Below are 15301 nucleotides of genomic sequence, written 5' to 3'. Positions count from 1 at the left end.
TCTTGAACGCCGCGGCCCCGGGTCCCGTACGACACGGTTGACCCCAAGACCCGAACCCCACGGATCGGACGTACCGGATGTACCGCTTGTCCGCCCGCCGCGCCTTCGCCCACCGCGCCGCGACCACGGCCGCCGTCGCCACCCTCGCCGCCCCGCTGCTCCTCATCACGGGCGCCGCCACCCCGGCCCTCGCTCACGGCGCCCCCACCGATCCCGTGAGCCGGGTGTCGGCGTGCTCGCCGGAGGGCGGCAGCCTGGCGGGGTCGGCGGCGTGCAGGGCGGCGATCGCCGCGAACGGCGCGCCCTTCACCGAGTGGGACAACCTGCGCATCGCCGGAGTGAACGGGCGGGACCGGCAGGTCGTACCGGACGGGCAGTTGTGCAGCGGAGGCCTCGCGGCCTACAAGGGCCTGGACCTGGCCCGCGCGGACTGGCCCTCGACCCGCCTCTCCCCCGGCGCCGCACTCGACCTGACGTACCGGTCGACGATCCCGCACACCGGGACCTTCAAGCTGTTCCTGACGAAACCGGGCTACGACCCCACCGAACCGCTGAAGTGGTCCGACCTGCCCGAGAAGCCGTTCGCCACGATCACCGACCCGCCACTGGAGAACGTTAGTGCGACACGAAGTCGCTCCACCCAAGTGGATGACTTGCAGGAGGAAAGAAGGTCATGAGCAGGTCATCCCGGACCAGTGTCCAAGGTCCGTTCCCACTTCCGCATGCGTCGCTGGCAACGGCGGGGTGTGAAGCCGGAAGCGTAAGCCCAAGAGCGGCACGGCCATCGGGCCGCAACAGGCGAGGGGAAGACCGGACGGGCTAATGCGAATGAACCCTTGACGAAATCTCGTAACTCCTATGCCGCGTCGATGGTGAGCTGTCGGCGGCAGACAGGCCCTTGCGCGGAAGAGCGCACAACGACCCCGGAGGATTGGCGCCGAAGGGGGAGGACACCGTCGGGCCCGGGATTAAGAGGGAGCCCACCCCGGCCGCATCTTGTGGGAGTGGAACGTGGAAACCCCGTTGGAGTCCGGGAGTTGATCCCGGTAAGCCGGAGGTAACGAAGGACCAAGCCTCCAGCGGGACAGGATGATCCGAGAAGCGAACGCCGACAGGGCGAAAGCCCAGAGGAAAAGGACGCGGAGTCCTCAGCCGCACCCAATAACTCGTCGGATACGAGGCGATGCCCGGCCCGAAAGGGAGCTCACGCGGATCAGGTAGGCCCGTGAAGAAGAACTGCGAAGAACCCCGAACCGAAGGGCAAGTTGGATGCCGAAGGTAGGTGTGGCAGTGGCCGCTACGGTGGCGATGCCTCCCACGACGGCGAACGGACCGGAGGACTACGCCCAGACCTGGCACAGCATCGACTGGGCCAAGGCGGAGGCGTCGGTACGGCGACTGAGGCAGCGCATCTTCACAGCCGCGCAGGAAGGGGACCTGAAGAAGGTCCGGAACTTGCAGAAGCTCATGCTGCGGTCCCACTCGAACACGCTCGTGAGCGTGAAACGGGTGACGCAGCAGAGCACAGGCCGTCGGACGGCCGGGATCGACCAGGAACGCGCGCTCACTCCGAGCGCGCGAGGGCGGCTGGCCGCTGAGATCACAGCGGAACGCTCGCCTGGAAAGCCCCTGCCCGTCCAGCGCGTGTACATTCCCAAAGCCAACGGAAAGCAGCGCCCCTTGGGTATTCCAGTTATCCGTGACCGAGTCCGCCAGGCCCGCGTCAAGAATGCACTGGAACCCGAGTGGGAAGCCCGGTTCGAGCAACGAAGCTACGGTTTCCGCCCCGGCCGGGGCTGTCATGACGCGATCGGCGCCATCTTCAATATCGCGGGCCAGAAACGGGCCAAGCGGTTATGGGTGCTCGATGCTGATCTGACAGCGGCGTTCGACCGTATTTCGCACGACCACCTGATGAGCCTCATCGGTACTTTCCCGGCGCGGGAAGCGATCCGCGGATGGCTCAAGGCGGGAGTGATGGACTGCGGACGATTCTCGCCCACCGATGAGGGGACCCCTCAGGGTGGTGTGATCAGTCCGCTGCTGCTCAACGTGGCCTTGCACGGCATGGAGACGGCGGCCGGGCATCTCACAGAAGGACGTTCCCACAAGTCCCGACGAGATGCTCCGGTCCTGGTCCGGTACGCGGATGACTTTGCGGTGTTCTGCCACAGCGAAGACGAAGCGCACCAGGTCAAGGAGCAACTGGCTGTCTGGATGGCCCCGTGCGGGGTCGCCTTCAACGAGGAGAAGACATCCGTCCTCCACCTTGAAGAAGGATTCGACTTCCTCGGGTTCAACATCCGCAGGTACAGCGGAACTCTGCTGATCAAGCCGAGCAAGGCGGCTGTGAAAAGGGTCCGGGAACGACTCCGCAGTGAGGTGATCGGCCTGCGAGGGGCGAACGCCGGAGCTGTGGTGAGGAGGCTCAACCCGATCATCAAGGGGTGGGCCACCTACTACCGGACGGTGGTGTCCAAGGAGACCTTCAAGTCCCTGGACTTCTACGTGTGGACGCTCACACAGAAGTGGGTCAAGCACTCCCACCCGAACAAGCCGAAGAGCTGGCGACTGGCCAAGCACTACGGCGTCTTCAACTCGACCCGGAAGGACCAGTGGGTATTCGGTGACCGGGACACCGGCACCTACCTCTACAAGTTCAACTGGACCAGAATCGTCCGGCACGTGATCGTCAAGGAGGGCAACTCCCCCGACGATCCCTCGCTGGCCGAATACTGGGCGAGCCGCCGACGCAAAAGGGTGCCCGGGACCGCCGACAGGTGGACCATCACCCTCGCATCCCGCCAGAAGGGGATCTGTCCGCTGTGCAAACAGCCGTTGATCCCCGACGCCGAGTACACACCGGACAACCCTCGCGAGTGGGCCGCGTGGTTCTCGGCATCGATGAAGCCGCTGCACAAGCACCACTTCATCTATCGGCGCGACGGCGGCACGGACGAGCGGACGAACCTTCGCCTCGTACACGCTGACTGCCATCGCCAGCACCACGCCGGCGATCACAGAAGGGCCAAGCAAGATGACCGACCCGCGTGACTCCAGGGGCCCGCTTGAGCCGGATGCGGTGAACAGCCGCACGTCCGGTTCTGAGGGGGCCGGGGGGCGGCAACGCCCTCCGGCTACCCGACTGAACAGCTCGCTGCGTGCCGTCTTCGGCGTCTTCGTCGTTGAAGTGGGCAGTGTCGGGGGCCCGTCATGGACACCCGGTGCGGTCGTGTCGTCGACGCAAGGCAGTGAGCTATGCGAGTGCAGCGGGTGCGGGTTCCGGACTCGGATCGGGTGTCGTACACCGTCATCGACGACGGCGGACTGCCCGTCAAGGCGGCGGATGTGTACCTGGGCCACCTGACCGCGACGGGACGTTCGCCGTACACCGTGGAGGCGTACGCGCACGACCTGCGGGACTTCTTCGAGTGGACCGGCCAACGCGGCGTTGACTTCCGGTGCTTGGGCCTGGAGGACCTCGCGGAGTTCTTCGTCTGGCTGCAGCAACCGCGCCCGGCGCGTCAGCCCGGCGTGTACCAGCTGCCGGGCACGCCGCCCGCGGTCGGCAACACCACGCTCGTACGTAAGCGGGCCGCGCTTGCCGGGCTCTACCGGTTCCATGCCCGCCGGGATGAGACCGTGCCAGCCTTGCTGGGGGAGCTGACCGGGCCGCGGCCGATGGGCCGGTACGTGCCGATGCTGGCGCACACCCGGCGCCACGGACCGGGGCTGGATGCCTACAGTCCGATCCGTATCGCCACGGCACCGAAGGCGCGGGCCACAGTGACCGCCGGTGAGACCCGGCGTCTTGTGGACGCCTGTGCCCGCCTGCGGGACCGGTTCTTGATCGTGCTGCTGTCGGAGACGGGGCTGCGGATCGGGGAGACGCTCGGGCTGCGGCACGAGGACCTGCGGCTGCGGGCCGGGGAGGTGCGTGTCGTTCCCCGAGAGAGCAACGTCAACGCCGCCCGGGTGAAGGGGCTGAAGCCCCGTACGGTCCCGGCCGGACCCGAGATCTTCGACGCCTACGCCGACTATATGGAGAGCGAGTACGGGACGCTGGACTGCGACTACGTGTTCGTGAACCTGTTCCGGCCGCCGGTGGGGGCGCCGATGACACGCAGCGCGATCGAGGACTTGGCGGCCCGGCTGCGCAAGCGGACAGGGATCGGGCACTTCACGCCGCATGTGCTGCGGCACAGCTGGGCGACCCGGCTGCTGCGGGCCAAGGTTCCCATCGAGGTCGTGGCCAAGTTGCTGGGGCACTCGTCGTCGCAGGTCACGGAACAGATCTACGCGCATCTGACGGTGGAGGATCATCGGAAAGTCCTTGTCTCTGCAGGGGTGCTGAGGAACGGGAGCGTGGAGGAGTGAGCACGCTGGAGCGCGTCCAGCCGCAGGCCGGTCTGCTGAAGCGGCTGATGGAGGGTGCGGCCGGAGTTCCGGGGCGAGGAGTTCTATCCGCCGCGTGACAGCCGGGTGTTCTTTCAGGGCGAGTGCCGCATCCCGTCGTGCGAGCGGATGCTGAGCTACTCGGTCAAACAGCTGTGCACCGCGCACTATCAGCGGTGGGTGCAGGTCGGCCGCCCCGAGTTCGAGGCATGGGTACCGAGCGAGGACGCCTACCACCGGCACCACCGTGTGATCCGGGGCTGCGCGGTGACGGGTTGCCGCCGCTCGATGAACGGCTGCTCGCCGCGTATCTGCACCCGGCACACCGAGCTGTGGCAGGCGGCCGGGGCGCCGGACCTGGACGTGTGGCTGGCCACCGCTCGCTACGAGGCGCCACCGCACGGTGAGCGGGACTGTGTGCTGCCCGACTGCCCGTGCTGGACGACGGGCCCCGGTTCGGTGTTGTGCCGGCGGCACTACATCCGCTGGCGCAACAACGGCCATCCCGCACTGCCGGACGACCAGTTGATCGAGTGGTTCGGGCGGCTGGAGTTGCGGCGCGACCCCTACATCCGGTTTCACGACCTGGGGCGCCAGGTCCGCCTGGAGGTACAGTTCGGGCTGCAGCGCCGGGCTGACATCGGGGACCGTCACACGGCTCCGCGCACGGTGACCCGCGCACTGAGCTGGATCCGCGAATCGGGCGTGCGCAGCCTGATGGACCGGGACGAGACGCAGTGGCTGGAGTTCTGCCGCGTCGCGCGCAAGGGCTACCAGTCGCTGTCCTACGCCTTCATCCGCGACACCCGGTTCGAGCTGCAGCGGCTGCTGATCGCCGACGATCCGTGGGCCGACCAGTTCCCGCGTGACAGCTGGGATCTGCGGCTGCTCGACCTGGCGAACGAGGACTGCTGCCGCCTGCACTTCGGCGGCATCGGTCAGTCATGGCTGCGGGCTCTGGCCAAGCGGTGGGCCCGCTGGCGGCTGACCCGCGGCAGCAACCCGGCCAGCCTGACCTTGAGCGTCCAGGCCATCACCCGCCTGGCCTGCCACTTCGCTGATGTCGATGGCATCGATGCCAGACCGGCGGCGCTCAACCGGGCCCGCATCGAGACCTGGCTGGCCGCCCTGCAGGCTGACGGGCACAGCGAGGCTTTCCGCTCGCGCACCGTCAGCTGCGTCGGTGTCTTCCTGCGTGACGTCCACCGCTACGAGTGGCAGCCCGATTTGGCCCGCAGCGCGTTCATCTACGACGACGCGCCCAAGCCGCGTGGGCTGAAGCCGCGGTTCATCCCCGAGCACCTGATGCGGCAGTTGGAGGCGCCCGAGGCCGTCGCGCAGTTCCCGTCCGACGACGGGCGGGTGCTGTTGAAGATCCTCATGGCCTGCGGCCTGCGCACGAAGGATGCCCGCTGGCTGCCCTTCGACTGCATCGTCCGGGACGCCGAGAACAACCCCTACCTGGCCTGGCTGAACCGCAAGATCCACGACCGGCCAGCGTTCTTCCCGCTGAGCGAGGACCTCGCGGCTGAGATCGGCCGCCAGCAGCAGGCCGTCCTCGACCGCTTTCCGCAGGGCTGCAAATGGCTGTTCCCTGCCTCGCTGAAGAACGTCGACGGCAGCAAGCCGGTCAGCGACCGCCGCATGCGCGACCACCTGGCGATCTGGCTGGAGCGGCTCAGCCTCACCGACGAACACGGCCGCCCGGTCAAGGTGACCTTCCATCAGTTCCGGCACACCCTGGCCACCCGGTTGATCAACGCCGATGTTCCCCAGCCCGTGATCCAGACCCTGCTCGATCACATGTCGCCCGCCATGACGGCCGTCTACGCCAAGCTCCACGACAAGACACTGCGGCGGCACTGGGAGAACGCCCTCAAGGTCAACAACGAGGGGCAGAAGGCCGAGATCGCCGCCGACCACCCGCTCGCCGGGGCGACCTGGGCGAAGATGAGCCTGGTCCGCGCGAAGGTGACGCTGCCCAACGGCTACTGCGGAGCCCCGGTGCAGACTGACTGCGAGTACGCCAACCCCTGTCTGGACTGCCGGTTCTTCATCACCACCGGCGACTTCCTCCAGCAGCACCGCCAGCAGCGGCAGGAGACCAGCGAACTCATCGCCCGGGCCGAGCAGTCCGGGCTCACCCGGGTCGCGGAGAAGAACCGACGCACCCTCGGCAAGCTCGACACGATCATCGGCGCTCTCGAAGGGGCCACCGAGAACCAGATCGTCGTCGGCGGCCAGGTGGAGGACGTCGATGCCGCCAGCTGACAACACCGCCGCCTTGGCCGAGGCCACCCGGCGCCGCAGCGAACGCGCCCGCCATGACGCCGAGCAGGCCATCTCGGCAGCCCGACACAGTGGCGGCCGGACCAGCTTCGCGGCCATCGCTAAGACGGCCGGGGTGTCGAGGTCGTGGCTATACACCCAGCCCGACCTCGTCACAGCCATCCGGCAGCTGCAAAATCGCCAGCCCGCCACCGAGCGCACCGGCTCACAGCCCGCGTCGGTCGCATCCATCCAGCGGCGGCTGGAGGCCGCGCTCGCACGGATAAAGCAGCTACGAGCCGAGAACAGCGACCTCGTCCGACGACTGGAGACCGCATACGGTGAGATCCGGAGGCTCCGCAGCGAACGGCCGTTGCCCTGATGATGCGGCTTGGCGGCGACTGCCTCGGCAGGGACTCACGCTGGTTTCGACAGGTTCATCAGCGCGAGCTTGGCCGGGTCGATCACGACCGTGATGTCAGTGATCCGGCCGTCGACGACGGTGAACGCGAGGACCGAGAGCGGGATGCCGTCCTCGCGCCAGGAAATGGCCCCGGGAGGCCGTTGACGAGCACCGCCCGCCCCTGCGTGGCTGCGCTGGCAGACAGTTGCGCGCCGGCTGCGACCTTTGTGGCGCCGAGGGGTGACGACCACGCCGGACGGAGTGTCGACGGTCGGTTTCACCTCGGGGTCGAGTACCCGCAGCAACTCCTCGAAGTCGCCGCAGCGAGCCGCTGTCAGGAAGGCCTGGACTACCTGTCGCTGCTCCCGTCTGACGCCGGTCGGTTGCTCAATCGTCTGCACTGGCTATGCCGAAGTCCGGACGGCAGGCGCTCTTTGAGCCCCGGCTCGGCTGGCGCGTACGTCACATGCCCCTTGCGCGCACACGTCCGCCGACCCCAGTCGATCTTCATCCCCCGCGCCTCCGCACATGCCGTTCACTGTCGATCCCGCGGCACGCTAGTGGGTTCGGATGAGAGAAAGGCATGAAGATCGACGTGACACGCTCAGGCGCGCTTCGTGTCGGCCGCGGCCAGGTCTCGGACCCGCCCCACGGCGAAGGTGGCCGAGACCACGGCGGCCCTGGCGGAGCCGAGTGCGTCGCGGCAGGCGTCGAGGTCGGGTTCGGGGAGTACGGCGACGATGTCGGTCGCACAGTCGATCAGGTGGAGAGCAGCCCGGATCAGCGGCTGCTCATCGGCGTACCGCTCTTCGATCAGCCGCCGGGCGGCCTTCAGTTGGGTGACCGGGTCGGGTGCAGCGATGGGGTTCATAGGGTTCCCTCCCAGTGATCGGTGCGGGCCGGGCTCGTGGGGCCTCTCGCGCGCGGTGCCGGGTCTCGGTCTTCGTCTTGGTCACGGTGCCGTCGTCGGTGTCCCGCCCGGACGCGAAGGACCCGACAACCTGCCCGGCCGACGCGAGGCATCTCAAGGCCCTTGCCCGCCCGGCCGACGCGAGGCCCCACAAAACCTCCGCCCGCCCAACCAACGCAAGGCCCCCTCAAAGCCCCCGTCTCCCCGCCCCCAGAACCCTCACGCACGTCGCCCCTGCGCCCAGCCCAGCGCCACGGTCCAGCACAACGCCATCGCACAGCACCCCGCCAGCACCACCGGAATCGCGGTGGGCCCACGCAAGCCCACCAGCGCCTGCACCACCGCAGGAACCACGGCGTTCCCCAGCATGCAGCACAGCGTCAGCGCGGACGTCGCCCGTTGAGGCACCTCGGCGAGATGGGAGACCCAGGTCACCAGCGTGGGCAGGACCGGTGCCAGGCACAGGCCCGCCAAGGGATAGGCGACGAGCGCCAGATGAGGGACCGCAGCCAGCGCCAGCATGCCCACCGCGGCGGCCAGATGGAGCGGCAGCGCGGTGCTCGGCGGGATGCGGTGGGTGAGCCGGGGCAGGACGAAACGCCCAAGCGCCATCCCTGCCCAAAAGCCGGACGCCGCGATCGTGGCCGCCCCCGTGTTCCAGCCGTCGTCGACCAACTGCGTGGACTGCCAGGCCCCGACGCTGGTCTCGGTCCCCGCGTAACACAGCCCCACCGCGAGAAACAGGACGATCGACCAGCCCAGTCGCGGAGCGGCAGCGGCACCAGACGGCTGACGCGCCGCAGGCGCCGGCTTATCGAGCGCCACCCCCGCCCGCTGCACCAGCACACACCCCAGGGAGATCAGACAGGCCGCGCAGGCCAGCAGCCGGATGTCGAACCGCCCGGCGAGCCCCGCCGCGAGCGGCCCGAGCATGGCACCGATCCCGAACACCCCGTTGAGCCGGTTCACCATGACGACGCTCCGCTCCCCGAACCCCCGCGCGAACGCAGTGTTCAGCGTGAGCGTCATCCCGCCGTAGCCGACCCCGGCCACAGCGGCGAAGGAGATGTACGACGTCCAGCCCGGGCTCAGCGCCATACCGGCCGTGCCGACCGCGAGGAACACGAGCAGGGCCGCGATGACCAGCCGCATCCTGATCCTGCGGCCGAGCAGTCCGATGGCGGCGGTCGCGGCCAGCGCACCGAAGTTGTACAGGCTGACGATGTCACCCACCGGGCGCCCGGACCCGAACTCCTCGCGCAGGGCGGGCAGTGAGGCGCCGATCGACGCCGTGAACGCACCGAGCACGAAGAACATGCAGAACGCGGAGACTACGGCGGACTTCGCCATCCGGGGGCCCGGATCGGTCTTCGACAACCCGACGGATATGACAGGCACCGCACGGCCGCCGCCCGGGGCGGTCTCACCCATGACCCGACACTTCCCTGACAACGATGCGGATCGCGGCGTCGAGCCCCTCGATCAGGACGTCCGTGCCCGCCACCGCCAGCGACAGTGTGGTGAAGTCGCCCGCCGTGGCGACGGCCCCGGCGTCGATCAGTTCGCCGCCGCCGATGCCGACGCAGGTGGCGCCTGCGGCCACCGCCGATTCCACTCCGCTGACCGAGTCCTCGAAGACCAACAGGCGGGCCGGGTCGATGTTCAGCCGGCGGGCCGCTGTCAGATAGGGGTCCGGGTGGGGCTTGCCGCGCGTCACGTCATCGCGGGTCACCTGCTCGGGGAAGAGGGAGAGCAGACCCCTTCGGCCCAGCGCGTTCTCGATCTTGCGTGGCCAGCTGCTGGTCACCAGCGCGAGGGGCACTCCGCACCGCGAGAGCTTTGCGGTCATGAGGTCCGCGCCCGGCACGAAGGGATAGGCGGCCTCCTCCTCCACCGTGTCCACCTCCTTCCAGATCGCCGCGCGTGCCGCGTCGGTGTGCTCGGGGAAGAGCATCCCGACGGTCTCGGCGCCCGTGCGTCCATGGACGTACCGCTCGGCCTCCTCGGGGGCCAGCACGCGGCCGTGCCGGTGGGCCACGTCCCGCCAGGCGTTCTCGATCACCGACCTGGAGTCAATGAGGACCCCGTCCATGTCGAAGGCGACCGCCTCGACCTCGTGCCCTGTGCGGGCTTCCCTTGTCATACGACTCCCTGTTCCCCGGCGATGACCGTCCTTTGGTTCAACAGACTGCCGTCAGGCCGCCTTATGCACCAGAAAGACGTCGTCGATGACAAGCAGGTCGATGATGTCGTCCCGCAGGGAGTCCAGCGCATCCCGGTGCGATCCCACGATGGGTTCCTCATGCTTGTTGAACGAGGTGTTGACCAGGGCGGCCTGACCGCTGCGCTCGTGCCAGCCGATGAGCAGGCTGTGCAGGAACGGGTCGTCCTCGCGCCGCACGATCTGCGGGCGGGCGGTGTTGTCGACGTGCACCACGGCCGGGCACGCGTCGGCGAAGCCCTCGTGGCACGCGTAGGTGATCGTCATGGAGAGCGCCGACGGCTGGTCGAGAGCCCAGCCGACGTAGCAGTCCTGGGCGAGTTCCATGGCGGTGATCGGCGCGAAGGGCATGAACTCCGTACGGTTCAGGCGCTTGTTGAGCCAGTCGTTCATGGTCACGTCATGGGTGCTGTAGATGACGCTGCGGCGGCCGAGCGCCCGGGGGCCGAACTCCATCCGCCCCCGGTAGAGGCCGACGACCTGGTCCTCCGCGAGGGCATCCAGCAGTTCCTCCCGCAGCCCGTCGTCGATCCGGCGGCACCTCAGGCCGGGGTAGTCGTGCAGGATCTCCTTCAGCTGTCCTTCGGAGATGGCGGAGTCAGGGCCCAGTGCCATGGAAGGCACACGCGGGCGCTTCCCCTCCTCTCGGTAATCCACGATGACGGCCGTCTGGAGGGGCAGCCCGCCGTCACCCATCGGCGGCAGCACGTAAACATTGCTGACACCCGGAGTTTCGAAAATGAACTGATTGAGCTTGACGTTGGCGAACACTCCGCCCGACAGGCAGACGTTTCCGCTGGGAACACGGCCGATGTGGTGAGCCACGATGGCCGTCAGAAGGTTTTCGACATGACGCTGTGCAGCCGCCGCGACATCCTCGGGTGAATGCTGGGCGATCTCGGCGAGCAGCACCTCGGAATAGCCGTCGTAGGAGGGCTGATAGAATTCCCCGCAACGCGCCCGCAGAGAACCGCCGTCCTCGATGTCAATCATTTTGCGCATCAGCGGCAGAAGCTTCTCGGGATCTCCCTTGGCGGCGAGTCCGGTGATTTTCCCCTCGTGCCGGTTGGGCTTGTATCCCAGCAGTTTGGTGATGCGTCCGTAGAAATAGCCCAGGCTGTCGATGGAGGTTTCCCGCTGGAGGACCTCCTCGCCCGCGGGCGAGTAGTGGGTGACGGTCAGGGACTGGAAGTCACCCCGCCCGTCACAGGTCACGACGAGGGCGTCGTCGAAGGGTGAACAGAGGAAGGCGCCCAGGCCATGGGACTCATGATGGTCGATGTAGACGGCCTTGTCGCGCAGGCCGTGCTCGTCGACGAAGGCGTCGAACTCCCCACGTTTCAGCTTGTCGTTGCGGATCTCGTCGGCTATGCGCTTCCGCAGGTGCGGCAGCGCCTCGGGGCGGGCCAGCGCCTCCTCGGAAATGCGGTCGACGTAGAGCAGGAGATGCTTGTCGGCGTCGAAGCCTGCGCACCAGCCGTAAGCTACTCGGTCCACTTCCGCGAGCGAGACGCCAGCCTCTCGTAAAACGTACTCGATTGACTGCTCGGGCCAGGTCTTGTGGTCCTTCACGCGAGAGAAACGCTCCTCGCTGACTGCCGCCACGATTTCCCCTCCGCGCACTACACACGCACCGGCGAGGTCATTGTTCGTAATTCCGAGGACAAGCATGACACTGCCTTTCCTGAGTCGGTCCCAAAACGCTAACAGGTCGGAGAGGACTCAACCGGTCCGCGGCAAGTGGATCTAGTCATTTCCTATATGAAATCTGGACCGCCGTCAGGTGCGGGCGAGATCAAGACTCACATACGGTGAGGGGGGCTTCCAGGGCGGGAGGAGTGATCAATGGCCTGGCCATTGGCCTGGCCAATGGCCAGGCCATCTGCTTTTCCGGCGGACGGAGCCACCGGCAGCGGGATCCAGATACCGGCGAACGAACACCCTTGGTGACTGTCCACAATTGGGCTCTGTCCCCGTCATCGGTGGTAGTGAAGGGTGACGGCCATCGTTGGCATGGCGTGCGTGATGTCAATGAGCTTGTGCGCGTGGTGTTTTCGGGAGTGTCGGCCCTCGTCGTCGAGGGTGTGACGGACGAGGGCGAGGTCATCCGGGTGTCGGCGCGGACCCGGGACGATCCGGTGCCGTGCCCGGTGTGTGGGCAGCCGGCGGGGCGGATGCATGGCTTCCATGGGCGGGTGGTCGCGGACGTGGCGGTGGGCGGACGGCGGGTTGTGGCGTCGGTGCGGGTCCGGCGCCTGGTATGCCCGGTGCCTGACTGCCCGCGGCAGACGTTCCGCGAGCAGGTTCCCGTCGTCGTGGAGCGCTACCAGCGTCGCACCAACCGCCTGCGACCAACTCGGCTGCGTGGTCAAGGAGTTAGCGGGCCGGGCGGGCGCCCGCCTCTCCCGCGCGCTGCCTTGCGCGATCTCCCGCTCGACCGCTCTGGGCATGCTCATGCGAAGGGCGGCACCGCCGCTGCGCATCCCGCGCGTGCTCGGCATCGATGACTTCGCCCTCAAACGCCGGCACCGCTACACCTTCCTCGGCTCTACTCCGTCATGGGGATGACGGGCCCGGAGGGGCGCAGGTAACCGATGAACCACCGATGAAGGAGTCAGACCGATGGAAGCACGTGTGAAGAGCCCGGCCAATCCCGACGTGATCACAGCAATCCAACACCTCATTCACTCCGAGGGCGTCGACAAGCACCTGCTGTCGCTGGTCCATCTGCGTGTCAGCCAGATCAACGGTTGCAGCCCGTGCGTCTTCGCCACGATCCAGTCGACGAAGCACGCCGGTGAGACGGAGGAGCGGCTGCACAACGTGGTCGCGTGGTGCGAGACGCCCTTCTATACCGAGGAGGAGCGGGCGGCCCTCGCCCTGACCGAGGCCGCCACCCGGCTCCAGGACGGCGCACCGGGCGTCACCGACGAAATCTGGGACGCCGCCGCCGACCACTTCAGCGAGGAGCAACTGGGCTCAATCACCCTGGAGATCGCGATGACCAACTTCTTCAACCGGATCAACCGCACGGTCCGGGAGCAGGCCGGTAAGACCTGGTGAGTCGGGCGGGGCGTCATCCCCTCGGAGGCCGCGCCTTCGGCTGGGGCCCGGCTGCGCGGCGGCAACATCAGAACCAGATTCCGTGGGCTCGGAATCCGTCACGGACATGTCCACCACACAAAACGCCAGATCAGACCCCATGAAGCACTGCTGAACTGCCCATAAGCCAATGCTCGTACCGGTTCTCGGCGAAGCTGCCGGCCGACCGGTCCGGGCATCATGTGCTGTACACGATCTGGCAGAACACGAGCACGGTGGACACGTACTACTCGTGCTCGGACGTGGTGTTCCCGACGGCGAAGCAGACCGACTCCGGTGATGAGGGCGGGAGTTCGGACGCCACGCCCGCCGAGACCGGGAAGTCCGCTCCGCAGAAGCCGGCCGTCGAGGAACCGACGCCCGCCGCGTCCACACCCACGCCCTCGGAGTCCGCGGAGGCGCCGGTCACCGGTGACGATGCGCAGGCCGCCGACCCCGGCAGCCCCGTCGCCTCCACGACCGACGGCAGCGGCGCCCGCGTTCCGCTGGTGGCGGGTGGCGCCGCGGCGTTGGTGCTCGCCACGGGCGCCGCCCTCCTCCTGCGCGGACGCAGGCGCCGCTCTCGTATCGGCGACTGACCGGCGACCTCAGTGGCCGATCAGCGGGGTGGTCTCGTCAACCGGCGTATTTCTCACGTCAGTTGACGAAGACCGTTGCGCCGCCCTGGGTGGTGTCGGAGACGGGCGCGTACTTCGCCGTGAAGTAGCCGGTGCTGAAGCACAGGGACGAGCCGGAGGTCCGGGTGAACGGCTGGCTGACGAAGCTGATGCTGTTGTCGTCGTTGCTCGCCGTGCCGGTGATGCCGGCCGCCTGGTAGACGCAGTTGATGCTGCCCAGCAGGGTGCGCAGGACGACGGTGGTCTGCAGGACCGAGCCGGCTTGCGGGGTCACGGTGACGGTGCCGTCGGAGGAGACGGCGGCGTTGTAGGCCAGGTTGTTGACCGTGATGCCGGTGACGCCGGTGACGCCGAGGACGTTGCTGGTGCAGCTGCCGAAGGTGTGGTTCGTGACCGACTCGGTGGCCGTGCCGGGCGCCGCGGGGTTCTCCCCGACCGTGGCCGTGAACTGCGAGGCGGCACAGGAGATACCGCTGGTGCCGGTGGCGCTGGAGTAGAACGTGGCGGCGGTGCCGGAGGCGATGGACGCGTTCAGCACGTCCCCGGAGGCGACGGCGTCACCGGCCAGGCCGCCGGTGGTGAGCACGGTGTCGGCGGCGGAGGCGGGGCTGACGGCCGAGACCATCAGGGCGGCGGTGGTTCCGACGAGGGCAAGGAGGGATCGCGTACGCATGGGGGTGCCTCTTCTCAGGGATTCTCAGAAAGCGAGAAATGCGGGTGAGTGCGCGCGGATGGACACCGTTCGCGCGGGGGAACGCGTCCGATGCCGGACGGCGCCGTACGGCCGCTGCCGATCCGTGACACGTCTTCTCCGTACGTGACGGATCGACAGCGACGGCCGGGGACCGGACACGGCCCAGTGGAGGGGAAGGCGACCGTGCCCGGTACCGCGACGGAGGGGTGGTGCCGCGTTGGGCCGCGCGGCGCGTTCAGGTGTGTCACCCACCTCCGTCGATCGACGGGGGCTCGGGACGGTGACAAGCGCCGTGCGTCGGATCCGGCGCCACGGATCCGTTGGGGGAAACCCCGGAGAGTTGTAGACCTGTCGGAGAGCCAACGTCAAGGCGTCGCAAGCAAGTTGAGCGATTACGGCCATCACCGGGGAAGCGGACGGGGAGCCGCCGCGACGGTGAAGTCGAAGGCCGCGATCAACAAAGACAAAGGTGAGGGACGTTCACCTTTCCCGGATGCCGAACCTCCGATTTCACGGATGCAGCACATCCAACATCCTTTTGCCACAAGCGCCTTGACCCCTGAAAGTAACCCCGGGTAACTTCGCGAGTGGCTACTGGGACGTAGCGCAGTCAAACCCTTGCACCTCGGGAGGTGCGCCCACGCCTGCGTCGCAATCGCTGTCCGCGCCAGGACAACGTGCTGTTGAGCGG

At 67.8% G+C, this 15301-nt stretch carries 11 protein-coding genes and 4 pseudogenes; 8 read left to right on the top strand and 7 right to left on the bottom strand.

Annotated features, from left to right (window positions below):
- Positions 1-77: 77 nt before the first annotated feature.
- The 5 genes and pseudogenes from STRIP9103_RS27250 to STRIP9103_RS27230 form a co-directional block, all read left to right on the top strand.
- A pseudogene (locus STRIP9103_RS27250) lies at positions 78-650 on the top strand (lytic polysaccharide monooxygenase); the annotation flags it as partial.
- Positions 651-1308: 658 nt separating this feature from the next.
- Positions 1309-3054, top strand: coding sequence for a group II intron reverse transcriptase/maturase (ltrA, locus tag STRIP9103_RS27245; RefSeq protein WP_048820140.1), 1746 nt, complete (start codon positions 1309-1311; stop codon positions 3052-3054).
- A gap of 204 nt (positions 3055-3258) precedes the next feature.
- The gene (locus tag STRIP9103_RS27240; RefSeq protein ID WP_063747322.1) at positions 3259-4377 is read left to right on the top strand and encodes a tyrosine-type recombinase/integrase; all 1119 of its coding nucleotides are present in this window, start codon (positions 3259-3261) and stop codon (positions 4375-4377) included.
- 54 nt (positions 4378-4431) lie between these two features.
- Positions 4432-6666 carry a tyrosine-type recombinase/integrase gene (locus tag STRIP9103_RS27235; RefSeq protein WP_009324511.1) on the top strand — a complete coding sequence of 745 codons (2235 nt, stop codon included), beginning with the start codon at positions 4432-4434 and terminating at the stop codon, positions 6664-6666.
- Entirely contained in the window at positions 6653-7045 is a 393-nt protein-coding gene (locus tag STRIP9103_RS27230) for a DUF6262 family protein (RefSeq protein WP_009324499.1), read from the top strand. The genes STRIP9103_RS27235 and STRIP9103_RS27230 overlap by 14 nt, the downstream gene beginning before the upstream one ends.
- A 35-nt stretch (positions 7046-7080) precedes the next feature.
- On the opposite strand, the pseudogene STRIP9103_RS27225 reads toward STRIP9103_RS27230, so the two are convergent.
- From STRIP9103_RS27225 to STRIP9103_RS27205, 6 genes and pseudogenes are all read right to left on the bottom strand, one after another.
- Positions 7081-7467 (bottom strand): annotated as a pseudogene (locus STRIP9103_RS27225) (sigma-70 family RNA polymerase sigma factor family protein); the annotation flags it as partial.
- A gap of 23 nt (positions 7468-7490) precedes the next feature.
- Positions 7491-7577 (bottom strand): annotated as a pseudogene (locus tag STRIP9103_RS51905) (DUF2127 domain-containing protein); the annotation flags it as partial.
- A gap of 93 nt (positions 7578-7670) precedes the next feature.
- On the bottom strand, positions 7671-7937 hold the full coding sequence (locus STRIP9103_RS27220; RefSeq protein ID WP_009324517.1) for a hypothetical protein: 267 nt from the start codon (positions 7935-7937) through the stop codon (positions 7671-7673).
- Between the two features lie 258 nt (positions 7938-8195).
- Positions 8196-9407 (bottom strand): MFS transporter, encoded by a 1212-nt coding sequence (locus tag STRIP9103_RS27215; protein ID WP_009324524.1) that lies wholly within the window; start codon positions 9405-9407, stop codon positions 8196-8198.
- On the bottom strand, positions 9400-10119 hold the full coding sequence (locus STRIP9103_RS27210) for an HAD family hydrolase (RefSeq protein ID WP_009324501.1): 720 nt from the start codon (positions 10117-10119) through the stop codon (positions 9400-9402). Before STRIP9103_RS27210 ends, STRIP9103_RS27215 begins: the two co-directional genes overlap by 8 nt.
- Before the next feature lie 51 nt (positions 10120-10170).
- Positions 10171-11868 (bottom strand): carbamoyltransferase family protein, encoded by a 1698-nt coding sequence (locus tag STRIP9103_RS27205; protein WP_009324513.1) that lies wholly within the window; start codon positions 11866-11868, stop codon positions 10171-10173.
- Positions 11869-12215: 347 nt separating this feature from the next.
- Here STRIP9103_RS27205 and STRIP9103_RS47115 point away from each other — a divergent pair.
- The 3 genes and pseudogenes from STRIP9103_RS47115 to STRIP9103_RS27190 form a co-directional block, all read left to right on the top strand.
- Positions 12216-12732 (top strand): annotated as a pseudogene (locus STRIP9103_RS47115) (transposase family protein); the annotation flags it as partial.
- Positions 12733-12819: 87 nt separating this feature from the next.
- Positions 12820-13260, top strand: a complete 441-nt coding sequence (locus STRIP9103_RS27195; RefSeq protein WP_009324503.1) for a carboxymuconolactone decarboxylase family protein — start codon at positions 12820-12822, stop codon at positions 13258-13260.
- A 155-nt stretch (positions 13261-13415) separates the two neighbouring features.
- Positions 13416-13877: a lytic polysaccharide monooxygenase gene (locus STRIP9103_RS27190; RefSeq protein WP_078614059.1), complete on the top strand. Its 462-nt coding sequence runs from the start codon at positions 13416-13418 to the stop codon at positions 13875-13877.
- A gap of 58 nt (positions 13878-13935) precedes the next feature.
- Here STRIP9103_RS27190 and STRIP9103_RS27185 read toward each other — a convergent pair whose 3' ends face one another.
- On the bottom strand, positions 13936-14589 hold the full coding sequence (locus tag STRIP9103_RS27185) for a hypothetical protein (RefSeq protein ID WP_009324515.1): 654 nt from the start codon (positions 14587-14589) through the stop codon (positions 13936-13938).
- Between the last annotated feature and the right edge of the window lie 712 nt (positions 14590-15301).

It is taken from the genome of Streptomyces ipomoeae 91-03, from assembly GCF_000317595.1.
Lineage (GTDB): Bacteria > Actinomycetota > Actinomycetes > Streptomycetales > Streptomycetaceae > Streptomyces > Streptomyces ipomoeae.
Note: the sequence above shows the minus strand (reverse complement) of the source record. Positions and strands in the feature narration are given on the sequence as shown.